Origin of the sequence: Streptococcus sp. HMSC078D09 (assembly GCF_001813675.1) — a bacterium.
Classification (GTDB): domain Bacteria; phylum Bacillota; class Bacilli; order Lactobacillales; family Streptococcaceae; genus Streptococcus.
The window spans coordinates 263,132-276,357 of sequence record NZ_KV813650.1; the positions used below are offsets into that span (position 1 = coordinate 263,132).

General features: G+C 31.6%; 12 protein-coding genes. All 12 read left to right on the plus strand.

The features are described from left to right. Positions 1-22: 22 nt before the first annotated feature. Positions 23-733, plus strand: coding sequence for an ABC transporter ATP-binding protein (locus HMPREF2926_RS01340; RefSeq protein WP_009664098.1), 711 nt, complete (start codon positions 23-25; stop codon positions 731-733). After that, entirely contained in the window at positions 726-2,285 is a 1,560-nt protein-coding gene (locus tag HMPREF2926_RS01345) for an ABC transporter permease (protein ID WP_009664211.1), read from the plus strand. The genes HMPREF2926_RS01340 and HMPREF2926_RS01345 overlap by 8 nt, the downstream gene beginning before the upstream one ends. An 18-nt stretch (positions 2,286-2,303) precedes the next feature. Continuing rightward, complete coding sequence (locus HMPREF2926_RS01350) at positions 2,304-2,525, plus strand: DUF1648 domain-containing protein (RefSeq protein WP_009664127.1); 222 nt, start codon at positions 2,304-2,306, stop codon at positions 2,523-2,525. Beyond that, on the plus strand, positions 2,522-2,851 hold the full coding sequence (locus tag HMPREF2926_RS01355) for a GntR family transcriptional regulator (protein ID WP_035620602.1): 330 nt from the start codon (positions 2,522-2,524) through the stop codon (positions 2,849-2,851). Before HMPREF2926_RS01350 ends, HMPREF2926_RS01355 begins: the two co-directional genes overlap by 4 nt. Before the next feature lie 170 nt (positions 2,852-3,021). Further along, entirely contained in the window at positions 3,022-3,651 is a 630-nt protein-coding gene (locus tag HMPREF2926_RS01360) for a TetR/AcrR family transcriptional regulator (protein ID WP_009664054.1), read from the plus strand. 277 nt (positions 3,652-3,928) lie between these two features. After that, positions 3,929-4,669: an ABC transporter permease gene (locus HMPREF2926_RS01365; protein WP_009664163.1), complete on the plus strand. Its 741-nt coding sequence runs from the start codon at positions 3,929-3,931 to the stop codon at positions 4,667-4,669. Between the two features lie 135 nt (positions 4,670-4,804). Beyond that, the gene (locus HMPREF2926_RS01370) at positions 4,805-5,518 is read left to right on the plus strand and encodes an ABC transporter ATP-binding protein (protein ID WP_009664206.1); all 714 of its coding nucleotides are present in this window, start codon (positions 4,805-4,807) and stop codon (positions 5,516-5,518) included. 26 nt (positions 5,519-5,544) lie between these two features. Then, positions 5,545-7,227: an ABC transporter ATP-binding protein gene (locus HMPREF2926_RS01375; RefSeq protein ID WP_046165602.1), complete on the plus strand. Its 1,683-nt coding sequence runs from the start codon at positions 5,545-5,547 to the stop codon at positions 7,225-7,227. Between the two features lie 488 nt (positions 7,228-7,715). Further along, positions 7,716-8,975 carry a site-specific integrase gene (locus HMPREF2926_RS01380; protein WP_037600646.1) on the plus strand — a complete coding sequence of 420 codons (1,260 nt, stop codon included), beginning with the start codon at positions 7,716-7,718 and terminating at the stop codon, positions 8,973-8,975. A 12-nt stretch (positions 8,976-8,987) separates the two neighbouring features. Next, positions 8,988-10,841, plus strand: coding sequence for a hypothetical protein (locus HMPREF2926_RS01385; protein WP_070586209.1), 1,854 nt, complete (start codon positions 8,988-8,990; stop codon positions 10,839-10,841). Beyond that, on the plus strand, positions 10,838-12,499 hold the full coding sequence (locus HMPREF2926_RS01390) for a hypothetical protein (RefSeq protein WP_070586210.1): 1,662 nt from the start codon (positions 10,838-10,840) through the stop codon (positions 12,497-12,499). The genes HMPREF2926_RS01385 and HMPREF2926_RS01390 overlap by 4 nt, the downstream gene beginning before the upstream one ends. Beyond that, positions 12,492-13,217 (plus strand): MreC domain-containing protein, encoded by a 726-nt coding sequence (locus tag HMPREF2926_RS01395; RefSeq protein ID WP_003007349.1) that lies wholly within the window; start codon positions 12,492-12,494, stop codon positions 13,215-13,217. The genes HMPREF2926_RS01390 and HMPREF2926_RS01395 overlap by 8 nt, the downstream gene beginning before the upstream one ends. The last annotated feature ends 9 nt before the right edge of the window (positions 13,218-13,226 follow it).

Here is a 13,226-nt window from a genome sequence, read left to right on the forward strand (position 1 = left end):
AATTGTCAATAGAGGTGAAAATATGTTAGAGATAAAGAATTTTAGTAAAAGTTATGGGGATAAGAAGGTTGTGGATAACCTATCTATTTCAGTACAGCCTGGAGATATTTATGGTTTTATTGGAGCAAATGGTGCGGGAAAAACGACAACGATAAAGGCAGTTGTCGGTATCCATGATTTTGAAGACGGAAGTATAATTATCAACGGTCATTCTATTAAAGAAGAACCTGTTATTTGTAAAAAAATGATGGCGTATATCCCAGATAATCCAGATTTGTATGAACATATGACAGGACTTCAATATATTAATTTCATTGCTGACCTGTTTGAAATTCCTACAAAAATACGCAGGGAGAGAATCCAAAATTACGGTGATTTATTTGATATGACTGAGCATCTTTCGGGGATAATTTCTTCATATTCACATGGTATGAAGCAACGAACAGCCATTATTTCTGCACTTGTACATTCTCCCAAACTATTGATTTTAGATGAACCTTTTGTTGGGCTAGATCCCAAAGCAACTTTCCTACTAAAGAAAATTATGCATGAGTGTGTTTCAGATGGAGGTGCTATTTTCTTTTCAACCCATGTATTGGATGTTGCGGAAAAATTATGTAATAAGATTGCCATTATCAAAAATGGAAAGTTAGTTGCAAGTGGTAATACAGGAGATATCAAAGGTAATGAATCATTGGAAGCATTTTTCATGGAGGTGCAGGGCAATGAGTAACATTTGGATACTAATTAGAGCACAATTGATAAATTTTTTTCCCATTAACCAGATTAGAGAGACGGGAAATAAAAAACAAAGTTCAATGGCTATTGCGAGTTTTGGCATAGTAACTCTTGCCTTATTTTGCTTTTTTTATAATATCCTAACAGCTAAAACATTGGTACAAGTTGGACAACAAAACTTGATTCCGGCATATATGGTCTCTGTCTCAAGTTTTTCGATATTATTTTTGACAGTTTTTTATTCGAATGGCATTTTATTTGGCAGTCGAGATATGGAAATTCTCCAATCCTTACCTGTTAAAAGTTCGTATATTATCACCAGCAAGTTCATGTTTATGTACTTATTGAATTTTTTAATAGGCTTGATGTTTATGCTTCCGGGTGGAATTGTATGGGGCTTGAACGGAAGTTTAAACCTCCTACAGATTATATTGTATTTTACTTCTATATTTTTTGCCCCTTTGATCCCCATGTGTATAGCGGCATGCATGGGACTCGTTATTGTTGTCGCTTCATCTTTTTTTAAAAGAAAAAATGTTATCTCTCTTATTTTTTCATTTGCGATGCTAGGTATAATTGGATATTTTGCATTATCAGCTTTGCAATCAGGTGATGAAAGTAGTATTGGGGTTACTCTGGCTAAGCAAATTACTGGACTGTATCCAATTTCTAGACTATTTATGTCATACTACAATTTTCCAATGTACTATGGGATGGGATTTTATATAGTTCTTTCAATAGTCGTCTTTTATCTATTTGTCAAAATTGCTTCGTTGAAGTATGGACTACTTAATACACTTGCCAATACAAAATCAAGTTATGCTAATGACAAAGTATCTTATGAAAGAAAATCGGTATTTTTTGCCTTGTATCAAAAAGAGCTTGGACGATTTTTAAGTTCTTATATGGCAGTCTTGAATGCTGGGCTTGGAGTGATTCTTTTATGTGTCTTTAGTATATGTTTCCTGTTTAATTCTGTAGGTCAAATAGGAAATTCTGCAGGAATTGAAAATATAAATGAGTATCTTTCAAACTTAGCTCCCGTCTTTATTGCATCTATGCTTTCACTCAGTTGTCCAGCAGCTTCATCTATATCTTTAGAAGGTAAAAATATTTGGATTTTGAAAAGTTCTCCGGTTGAGATAAAAATGATTTTAAATGCTAAGATAGCTGTCAACCTTACACTTCATTTGATTGGATATATGATTTCTGTATCAGTATTTATGCTGAAACTTGATATGAATCCTATTCAAGTTATGAATCTAGTTATTGTTCCTATATGTTACTCCCTTTTTATAACGGTAATCGGAATTTCATTAAATAAAAAATATCCTAACTATGATTGGGACAGTGAGATGATAGTCGTCAAACAAAGTCTACCTGTTATTGTGACTGGAATTATTGGTATGATTGTACTTATTACGCCTATTTTTCTTAATTGGGTGTTAAATATTCCGATTACATTTGTTTTGCAGGTAGTATCAGTAGTTTTATTGGTTATTACAATGGGTGTTTATATAACAATGAGCAAGTCGAATTTTATCTAGTTAAAGGAGGAAAATAAGATGAAAAACAGACTGACAAAAGATATTTTGGTGTTGCTAGGGATGACAGTCATAATAGTTGTTATTTGTAGTTTTCTCCCAGAGGAAGTTCCTATCCATTTCAATGCAAAAGGTGTTGCAGATATGTTTGCAAATAAATATTATCTTCTACTGGCTACAGTAATTCCATACTCTGCATATTGGAAGATTGTTAGGGGGAAGGAAAATAAAAAGATTAAATGAAACCCCATCTATATTTACAGATTGCATCAAAATTAAGAACAACTATTTTAAGAGGTGATTATGTGCTTGGACAAAAAATTCCTTCGATAAGGAGTTTAGCAGAAAATGAGAAGTGTAATCCAGCAACAATCCAAAAAGCAATGAAAGTTCTCGAAGAACAGAATTTGGTTATTAGCTGTGGAACATTAGGATATTTTGTCATAGCAAGCGAGCAAGAAATAAAGGAGTTAAGATATCAAGAATCGAACAAGCTAGTGAAAATTTTGTTTGAAAATCTAGGTGAGCTAGGATTTTCGGAAGATGAGATTGTCAATTTATTTTTTTGAAAAGATGCTTAGATGAAGTTGAATGGAAATTTATTAGGATTATTTTTGAAAGTATATAAAAGCCTTGATTATAAGGCTTTTTTTGCATTTTCCAATAAAGAACTTGACATTATTAGTTACTTCCACTACAATAGAATTACATACCATCGGTATGATAGAAAGGAACAAAAATGGCAAGGAATAGAAACTCACATGAAACTAGAAAAAAAATACTAGAGGTCTCTAAAAATCTATTTTTAGAAAAAGGATTTGATAATACATCAATACAAGATATCATAGATGGATTAGGTGGATTAACAAAAGGTGTTATCTATCATCATTTTGAGTCTAAATATGATATACTGCAAACAATCATTAGCGAAAATAATCAAGAAATTTTAAATTATAATTGGAGAGGAAATACTGGATTAGAAAAGATACAAAATTCTTTGATGGACTCTTTCTCTAATTTTGAACACCAAAGGCTCGTTTACTCTGCCTCAATCATGCTAAGAAGTCCACGCTTATTGGGAGAGCAGTATCTAGGTCTATTTTCTGATTTTTTACCCGAAATTAGAGAAAAGGTTTACGAAGGAGTTGAAGATGGGTCTATTAAAACAGAATATCCAGAAGAGCTAGCAGATTTAATTGTTTTATCTCTAAATATTTGGATTGGTTTTCAAATTTCCGTTTTTTCATTAGTAGAATTAAAGCGTAAAATGAATTTCATTAAACTTACTTTTGAAGGTCTAGGGGTACAGTTAATTTCTGATGAAATGATGGAGGTGATTTTCAACTTATTTGATCGCTTAAAAAAATAGTAAATAAGTAGTCGCATGACATTCATGTTAATACTAATTTCTATTTATGTGTTATCAATTCAATAAATTATCTTACATAATTTATAGTTAAAAAATAACATACTTTAAGTGTGTTATTAAAAATCTATTATACATACCGAGGGTATGTTTGTTTTTAGTATATACATACCGATAGTATGTATGGTGCCATTGTCTGTAAAATAAGCTTATTTTTAAATATTTGTCGAGATTAGTCTGAATAGTTTATTCTTTATTTACGCTTTGGAGGAAATAATCTATGTTGTCGCTTATTAAAATTGAATTAAATAAAGTTTCTAAATCTAAATTATTTTTAGCCTGGTTGTGTACTATATTTATAGTGTTAGGTATTACAGCAATCATTATTATGGGTTTAGGTACTGACAATAAACTAGGAGAATTTACTGGACAGGATTCTAATGTTATTAGAATTACTGGTAAATGGGAAGGTTGGGCAATTGTAGCTTCATTGTTTTCATCTTTATTTACAAAAGCAGCATTTTTGATTTTCGAATCTTATTTATTATCTACGATTATTATTGATGAATTTAAACGAAGAACAATTTTTCAGTTGTTTTCTTACCCTATTTCTAAAATAAAGTTACTTTGGGGAAAAATTCTTTCAGTCATTCTAATAGCATTTATTGCCCATTTTTCTGCACATTTAGTGACTCAATTATTCATTAGATTCATGGCTGTTGTAACTGAATCTAGTTATATCCCTCTAGCTAGTCAATTAATTAACTTGGCTGGAATAACGTTTGCAACAGTACTAATAGGGTTACTACCATTTGTTTTAGGTATGATTAAACATTCAACAGCTATAACAATGCTTTCAGGACTTGGTTTAGCAGCATTACTTTCAAATGTAAGTCCAGGAAGTTTATCTAATAATATTGCTGATAACTTATTCTTTTTGATATTTGCAAGTTTCATAAGTTTAATGATTACTTCATTTTCAATTTTTAATATTTCAAGACAAGATATTAGTATCAAGTAGCATACCTAAGTTTAATTGAAGGAAAGTGATAATTCCTTAATGATTTCTATAAAAAAAGAGACTGTATAAATTAGTATTTATGCTCTGGGAGAAAAATTCTTGCATTTAAAACTGGATATAGAAAGAGAGATAGAAATGAGAAATATTGTTGAAATAAAAGAAGTTTTTAAAACAATTGATAAAGAAGAAATTTTAAGTGGTATCAACCTTCAAATTGCTGAAGGAGAAATCTATGGTTTTCTAGGACCGAATGGTGCTGGAAAAACAACGTTAATGAAATGTATGTTATCCTTATCAACAATTACATCAGGTAGTATTGAAATTTTTGGGAAAAATCTACAAGAACACAGAGAAGAAATCCTAAGTCAGATTGGAAGTATTATTGAATCACCAATTTTTTATGATAACTGCACTGCAAAAGAAATTTTGGAAATTCACGCTCAGTATATGGGGAAAACTATTACTGAATCAGATATAATAAGAGCCTTAAGAATGGTCGGATTAAAAAATACGACTAAAAAAGTAAAAGATTTTTCGTTAGGAATGAGGCAAAGGCTTGGTTTAGCTCGTGCCTTTCTAACAAAACCTAAATTGTTAATTTTAGATGAGCCAATCAATGGTTTAGATCCAATAGGAATTCAAGAAATTCGAAATCTTTTGTTGTCGCTTTCTAAGGAGCATGGAATTACAATACTAATATCGAGTCATATATTATCGGAAATTTCACAGATAGCAGATAAAATTGGTTTTATCAAAAATGGAAAAATTGTAGAACAGGTCTCTATGAAAGAGATTAGGAGAGAGAATATTGACTTAGAAGAATATTTTATGTCACATTTTCTAAATTAAATTAAGAATTATGAGGTAGATTAAGGATGAAACAATTGATAAAGAACCATCAGAAGGCTTTTTATGCTTTCATGATATTTAATATACTGGTCCCTTTAACTAATATTGCTTTTGCTTATTCTATTAAAGGTATTATTGATAGTGGCATGTCTCAAAATAAAGAAGCCTTAACTCAAGCGGTACTAGTAGGAGCTATTGTTATTCTCATATATGCAGGGCTCAACTTTATATCTCTTCGATTGAAAAATAAACTTGTTAGGCAAATCATGTCAAGATACAAAAATAAGGTGTTCCAATCTATTTTAGATAGGGATTATAGAGACTTTTCTAAAGAAAAATCAGGGAAATTTATTTCTGTATTAACCGAAAATATGAAGAAAATTGAGCAAGATTATCTACACCAGTATTTTAATATTTCAAAAAACCTTTCCTTAATGATTTTTTCGCTCCTAGCTATGTTTATAGGTAATTGGTATTTGACCTTATTGGTTATCATTGCTAGCATTATTCCAATGATGATTTCTGGATTCATTGGACAAAAATCAGCTTATCTTCAAAAGAGTGCCATGATTGCAGATCAGAAGTATTTAGCTAAGGTTAAAGATATTTTAGCAGGATTTCTTGTTATTAAAAGTTTTAATGTGAAAGATGCTATCTGTGAGGATTATAGTTATGAAAGCGAAAAATTGGATGAGATATATTTTATAAAAGGAAAATTTGATGTTTTAGCAAATGTTATTTCACAGCTTTCAGGGATGATTGTTTTTTTGGTAGCTTTTGGTGGAGGGATGTACCTCGTATTTAATGGTTCTACCACAATTGGGAGTGTGACAGCTATTGTTCAACTAGTCAATTTTGTAGTAATGCCACTAAATGAAATTGGTATGGGAATGAGTAAATTTCGTGAAGGGCAAGCAACACTTAATGCATTTGAGGTAAAAGATGTAATTGGACTTCAGACTGGTGAAACGAAAGAATATTTCGATGATGTCATTTCTTTTTCAAATATAGACTTTTCTTACCCTAATGCTGAAGAAAAAATTTTTAATCATTTATCTTTGAAGATTCAAAAAGGGGAAAAAATTGCAATTGTAGGAATGTCAGGGAGTGGAAAATCAACTTTGCTCAATCTATTGCTGCGTTTTTATGATGTAACAAGTGGACATATTTCAATTGATAATCAAGATATACAAGCTATTTCAGCAGAGAGTCTTTATAACTTGATGACGATTGTTCAGCAAGATATTTATATCTTTGATGATACTTTAAGAGCAAATATTACTCTTAATCAATCCTTCACTGATGAGGAAATAAAGAAAGCTGTACAGCAGTCAGGTTTAGAAAGTTATGTTTTAGAAAATGAATTAGGTCTACAAGCTTTATGTGGAGAGAATGGATCAAATTTATCTGGCGGACAAAAACAAAGAGTTAGTATTGCGCGCGCCTTGATTCGAAAAACACCAATCTTATTATTGGATGAGGCTACTTCATCTTTGGATAATCAAGTAACTACTGAAATTGAAAGTTCAATCTTGGATATTAAAAATTTGACTGCACTTGTAGTAACCCACAAGTTGAATGAGAACATTTTGAAAAAATACGATAGAATTCTCTTTATGAAAGATGGCGTTATTGTTGAAGATGGTTCTTTCAGTGATTTGATGGATAGGAGAGGTGAGTTTTATAAGTTGTTTGAGTTGAGTGTGTAATTCTCTTTCATTTTATAGTATAATTTTATAAAACGCTCTAAAATCATTAAATTGATATAAAAGTGTTTTTTATTGTCAAAATATACAATTGAAAAAATTTCCAGTTTTTTTAAAATCACTTTCTTAGATGACAATTTAATCAAAATATGATATAATACAGAAAAAGTAAAAATAACAAAAGTAACTTACAGAAGTAAAAGAAAAAAAGTAAATAGATAGCCACGGCGGATATTCCTTTCATCGTTTAGAAGGAGTTGCTGTGGTTATCGTTGTTGCTGAGCTAATAAATTGCTCTTATTACTTAGATGAAGTTACTTTTATTATTGAATTAATTTAAATAATAATAACGATCAATGAAAGTACTCATCGATATTCCCTTTATGCAGTTTAGAGCACAAAGGAAAATGGTACTGATTTGATCGTTTTTTTGTGTATTGACATCATAAAACACAGTCAGAACCTTCAGTCATAATAAACAAGGAGATAACATGAGATTTGTTGTATATAAACATTCGCTAATTCTAGGTGATAATAATATCGTTACAAAGCAATTGATTGCACTCAAACATGATGATGGTACATTACAATTCACTGATTTTCATAGATATGTAAAATCTGCCACAAAGATTAAATCTATTTCAGACGATGGAAACAAACGATTTTCATACGTTGTTAAGTTTTTGAATTTTATCTACGGAACAGTTGGGGTTAACAATCTTGATCAACTAACTTTAGAAATGGTCAAGGAGTTTTTTATGCTTTATGGTTTAGGACAACTTCCAGAAGATAGAAAAAATAGAAAGAAAAGTACAGTCGAAAAATGTGTAAATGCAGTTCTTGATTTTTTAACTCTATACTTGAATGAACGAAAAGGAAAGGCTAATTTGAAGCCAGAAGACCTTTATTCTATCAATACATTCACTAATAGACGAGGTAGAGTCATTAAACGGAAAGAACTGAATTTTGAGATATTTGTTGATGATAGCAACGCACAGAAGTCAATTTTTAGAGATATGCCAAACAGCGCCTTTGAAATGCTCTTTGCTCACATTGCTCAATATCACAAGGATTTACTTATGGTTGTTGCTTTGGGAGCATTTGTTGGTTTGAGACCATCAGAAGCATGTAATGTAAGACGTGAAGATAGTCCTTTGGGAGCAGGTATCTTATTTCACCAAAGTGATAATCAAGTATTTAAGATTGAGATTGATCTGCGAAAAGAAATGCCCCTTAGAAGTGATTTAAAGCCAACTGGACGAATTAAAAAGGAAAGACTTCAAGCTGTACCTTATATCTTCTTGGAGGTCTTTTTAGACACTTATAATGACTATATGAGTTATCTAGAGGGTAAAAGGTATGAGAAAGATTTTGGTCCATTAAACCTTAACAAGCAGGGTAAAGCATTATCATACGATGTGTACTATCAACGATTTCGTAAGATTATTCGCGAAGAAATGATCCCAATATTTCTTAAATCTGATGACCCAGAGGTTGTCTTTTTTGGTCAACTCTTGCAAGAAAATAATATTTCACCCCATATCTTTAGGCACTGGTACACCACTCAATTAGTGTTGTCAGGCGTTAATGAAGTTAGTGAGCTGATGTCCGCTAGAGGGGACAATTCACCAGAAAGTGCTTGGGTATATTTACAAAATAAAGGAGAAATTGCAAAACAGTATGGTCAGGTGAACAATGGTGTTTTTGATTATATGAACTGGCAAGCAGAAAAATTATTTGGTGAACACTAGAAGGAGTAGCTGTTGGTAGTAGATTTAAAAAGTTATCTTGAAAGAATATTAGTCGAGTTAGGTGATGCTACAATAAAACACCGTGAGAAAGTCAGTGGATTTTTACTAGACAATGATTGGTTTGGTGTGTCTATAAATCTTGATGATTATACTATTACGGAAAAAGATGCTGAAGTTCTTAAAAATCACATCAAAGACTATCTAACAACACCTCCTGGAATTAAGAGTATGGAAGGAATCTTTTCAAAAAAATTCCCTCCTACAAATGAATTATTCGTTCAATTTGCTGAAGAAGAAAAACTGAGTGAAACAAATCGTTTCTATCTACTTGATTTTTTAGCATACTACTTAACAAAAGATTTGTTTCTATATAGTGATGCTGAAGTGGAGACCTTAGTAGAAGTAGCAACAAAAGTTCTCACAAAATATCTAGGTGATAATCTCATTCAATTTATTAAATGGCTACTCAATAAAGGTGTTACTCGTTATCGAGTGAGTTTTGAAATGACGAAGCGTTACACGATTGAGAGTGCAAATGGAGCGTATGAATTAGATGAATACCTTGAATTAATGTACTACCTATTCAACGAGGACTACATCATAAAAAATGATATGTTTTGTAAAGCAGCAAATTCAAAAAACTATGCAGATACATGGTTGTATCTAGGGTTACATTTTATTTGCGCACTAAGATCAACAGACTTGGAAAGATTAGGACATCCTAAATTAACAAGAGAACCATTAGAAGTTTTAGAAGCAGTAGTAGATGGAACTTGGAGTAGTAGTGAAGCTAGAAGGACTTTACTAAGTATTACAACAAGATTGACTTATTTAAACTTAACACCTAATAAAACAAAAAACGCTTCTAACGTTACTCAGCTAAAGTTTCACGTCCCAGAAAGTTGTCAGGTTCTTATTGGAACGTTATTGGCTATCTGTGAAGCACATTTTCAACTTCAAATACCATACAATGCAGAAAACCCATTAATCAGACGAATTAAAACTTATGAAAAGATTACTAGTTATATGGGGGAGGAAATCGGAAATTTATTTTTAGAGCGTAACTTTAGTAGTCGTTCTGCAAACAAGTCTTACTTACAATCTGTCGCAATGTTAGCAGATGACGTTCTTGAAGAAAAGTCAGAACTGAATATTAAAGGTTATTTTTTAGCAGCATTAGCTCGTAGCCATAAAGGTAATTTTAATGAATTTGCGCAAACTACAACAACGTATCTAAAAGATGCCCAACTTGGACAACTAAAACCTGAAATGGTTGCAAAAGAACTATTTGAGCGAGGCGTATTATCCATGATTCCGTCTATGCTCTTGACCATTGTAACTAGAGGAAAGTATAAAGAATTAAGTCCAAGCCAACAAACTCAAATGATTAAAAGTTTAGATCTAACACCAGTAGAAATTGAGAAAACGTTAGAATTGAGCATTAGGGCTGATTTGCGTTCTCAACAAGCTTTAAAAACTCTAGTTGAAAACAACGTTGAACCTGAACAATTACTGACAATCTGTCATCGAATTGGCAACGGAGAGGCTTTCTCTAAGCAGGGAGAAAGTATGTGTCTCTTATCTGCGTTAGGGAAACTATGCCCCTATGATGACCGTCAACATTGTGTAGGTTGCCAGTATGAATTGCAGACAAAATCTACTTTGCTTTTGTTAATCGGTGAGTTTAATCGGCTTAACAAGCAATACTCTAAACTAACAAATGACCTTGAGAGAGGTAAAGTTAGAGCAATTTTAGAAAAACAGATTAAACCATGCCTTACAGAAATGTTAGGAGCTTTATCAGAACAATATGGTGAAGCTGTATTGTCTGATTATGAGGATATTATTAAGGAGTTAGTCAGTTGAATAATCAATCAAAATTATTTCGTAAAGTAAATGAAATTATCCTGTTTGATGATAATATGATTGAAAGCGCAAAAGAATGTTTTCAAGATTATGTTGAAAAAGGGATTATATTAACCACCAATTTTGAAGAGAATAAATGGGTTACAACTAATGAATATTCTAATGTAAGCTTCGTTTTTAACTTGAATAAATTCCGATATAAAAGATTTTATGAACAAGTATTTCAATTATCTTTTGATGATTTTCTTACCTACTTAAAGAGTTTTTTAGTGCTATCTATGGAGCATCATGTTTTAATCACTCTCCAAGCCTTTTTAAGAGATATAAAGAAATTAGTCAAAGAACTAAAAGTGAACGAAGTCTTCTCATTAGCAAATATGAAGATTTCCAACCCCTCAGTATGTATAGATTTTCTTTCTACACTACCATGTTTAGAGAGTAACGAATTAACCCAACTGATTGAGCAACTAGACGAACTTTTAAATGTTAGTTATCAACTGAACACTAAAAAACAGCGAAAGTTAGCCCAATTTCAATCCTATTTTTTATTTAATGATATTTTAAACGACTATTGGGTTAAATCATTATTAGATGAGGAAAGATTGTTTTACTACCCTCTTTACTTATGGTGGCAAATAACAGCAGTAGTACCACTTAGACCAAGGGAGTTTTTGCTCACTCAGAGAAATTGTCTCACAGAAAAAGACGGAAAATATTACTTAACTCTCAGACGAAATAACTTAAAAGGAAAAGACAAGGGAGTATCCCATAAAATTTCAGAGGATTATTATTTAACAACTTACGAAGTACCATTTAAGCTTGCGAGTGAGATTTTAAATTATTTAGAACTAACCAAAGATTTATCATCTACTCAGTTGGATACTCTATTTGTGACAGACTCTCATTATCGGAAATGGAAACGTATTTCTGGTACTAAAAACCGTTTCTTGACATACAGTAACTTAAATACAATTTTAAAATATTTCTTTAATGAGATTGTATCTCAACAGTATGGGTATTTTGTCCATCATATCAATTCCCCAAAGCAATTAGACGATCATGAGATTAATTTCATTCATATTGGAGATACTAGACACATTGCAATGATCAATTTGATAGCAGAAGGAGCTAGTCCAGTAACAGCAATGCTCTTAGCTGGACATGATAGTATCACAACATCTTCACATTATTTTTCAAATCTGAGTCAGTTTATTGAATGTAGGAGCTATCAGCTTTATCGTAAATTAACAAACTCTCAAACGTCTTACGCTATAAGTAAAACTCAACATAAATACACCATTAATAAAAACTATGTTCCTCTTGATAATAAGGGCAGATGTTATTCACCTCGATTTGCGGAAGGTGATTATTCAGACTGTCTTAAAGTCATTAGCTCACATGCAGAGCTTGGTGCTTGTACTAGTTGTCCATTTTACAGAAAAGCTGGAAAAGATTATTTCTCTATGGATAAATCCTTTAAGAAATCAATCGACGAGGAAGCTTTAATTGTAGATGAGGCTATAAAAAGAGTTCGACAAGGAAAGGGGAATATAGAAGATATTGGTGAGGCATTATTAAAACTTAAAACAGTTAGTCATTCTTATCAAGAATATCTAACTGAAAAACATTTATCCTTACAGGAGTTCTCAAATGGCTAGAAAGAAGTATATTGATAATCAAGAATTGCTATTATTATTTGAACATTATTTACTGGAACATTGTTCGAATAATCCTAGACTATTCAAAATTCCACAGTTTGGAAATTACCTTAGAAGCAACGGATTTCCGCAGGTTGCAGACACAACGATTAGAAGAAACAAAGAATTTAGACAAGCCCTTAATGATAGATTGGAACTATTTGAAGACGACACTTATCAAACAGTTATAACGTATAAAACTCTAGATGTAGAACGTTTCTTAATGACCAATAGAACCCCTAAAGCAATCAAATCAGCATTGATGGAACTTAACAATTATTATAAAAGAGTTGTTGATGCAGCAATAGAATATAAGGAAGAAGCCAGTAAGCTCAAAACAAGAGTTTCAGAGTTGAAAAATGAGGTAGCACAACTTAATGAAAAGAATGCTGAAATAAAGGAGCAGACAGCGTTAAACAAAGAATTATTAGAGGAAAACAAAAAGTTAAGGAATCTTCTTAAAACTAGTTTGTATCCTGATATTGCGAATGAATTGTTAAAAGAAGAGGGCTTGTTAAAATCTGATCAGCAACTAGTAACTAAGAAGTATCTTAGTGAGAATGTTATTACTTCAGACACAAAAATATCTTTTGAAAAACATACTCATACTGAAAAGCAAACAAGCAAAAGTAAGATTTTGGAAATAAAAGACTTACTGGATAACAAGACTAAGTATTAGGAGGAGAAA

What these genes read in the sequence shown, in the direction of transcription:
- HMPREF2926_RS01355 (WP_035620602.1), top strand. Translation starts at nt 2,522, where the DNA reads ATGAAACCCCATCTATATTTACAGATTGCATCAAAATTAAGAACAACT.
- HMPREF2926_RS01380 (WP_037600646.1), top strand. Translation starts at nt 7,716, where the DNA reads ATGAGATTTGTTGTATATAAACATTCGCTAATTCTAGGTGATAATAAT.
- HMPREF2926_RS01395 (WP_003007349.1), top strand. Translation starts at nt 12,492, where the DNA reads ATGGCTAGAAAGAAGTATATTGATAATCAAGAATTGCTATTATTATTT.
- HMPREF2926_RS01350 (WP_009664127.1), top strand. Translation starts at nt 2,304, where the DNA reads ATGAAAAACAGACTGACAAAAGATATTTTGGTGTTGCTAGGGATGACA.
- HMPREF2926_RS01365 (WP_009664163.1), top strand. Translation starts at nt 3,929, where the DNA reads ATGTTGTCGCTTATTAAAATTGAATTAAATAAAGTTTCTAAATCTAAA.
- HMPREF2926_RS01370 (WP_009664206.1), top strand. Translation starts at nt 4,805, where the DNA reads ATGAGAAATATTGTTGAAATAAAAGAAGTTTTTAAAACAATTGATAAA.
- HMPREF2926_RS01375 (WP_046165602.1), top strand. Translation starts at nt 5,545, where the DNA reads ATGAAACAATTGATAAAGAACCATCAGAAGGCTTTTTATGCTTTCATG.
- HMPREF2926_RS01360 (WP_009664054.1), top strand. Translation starts at nt 3,022, where the DNA reads ATGGCAAGGAATAGAAACTCACATGAAACTAGAAAAAAAATACTAGAG.
- HMPREF2926_RS01345 (WP_009664211.1), top strand. Translation starts at nt 726, where the DNA reads ATGAGTAACATTTGGATACTAATTAGAGCACAATTGATAAATTTTTTT.
- HMPREF2926_RS01340 (WP_009664098.1), top strand. Translation starts at nt 23, where the DNA reads ATGTTAGAGATAAAGAATTTTAGTAAAAGTTATGGGGATAAGAAGGTT.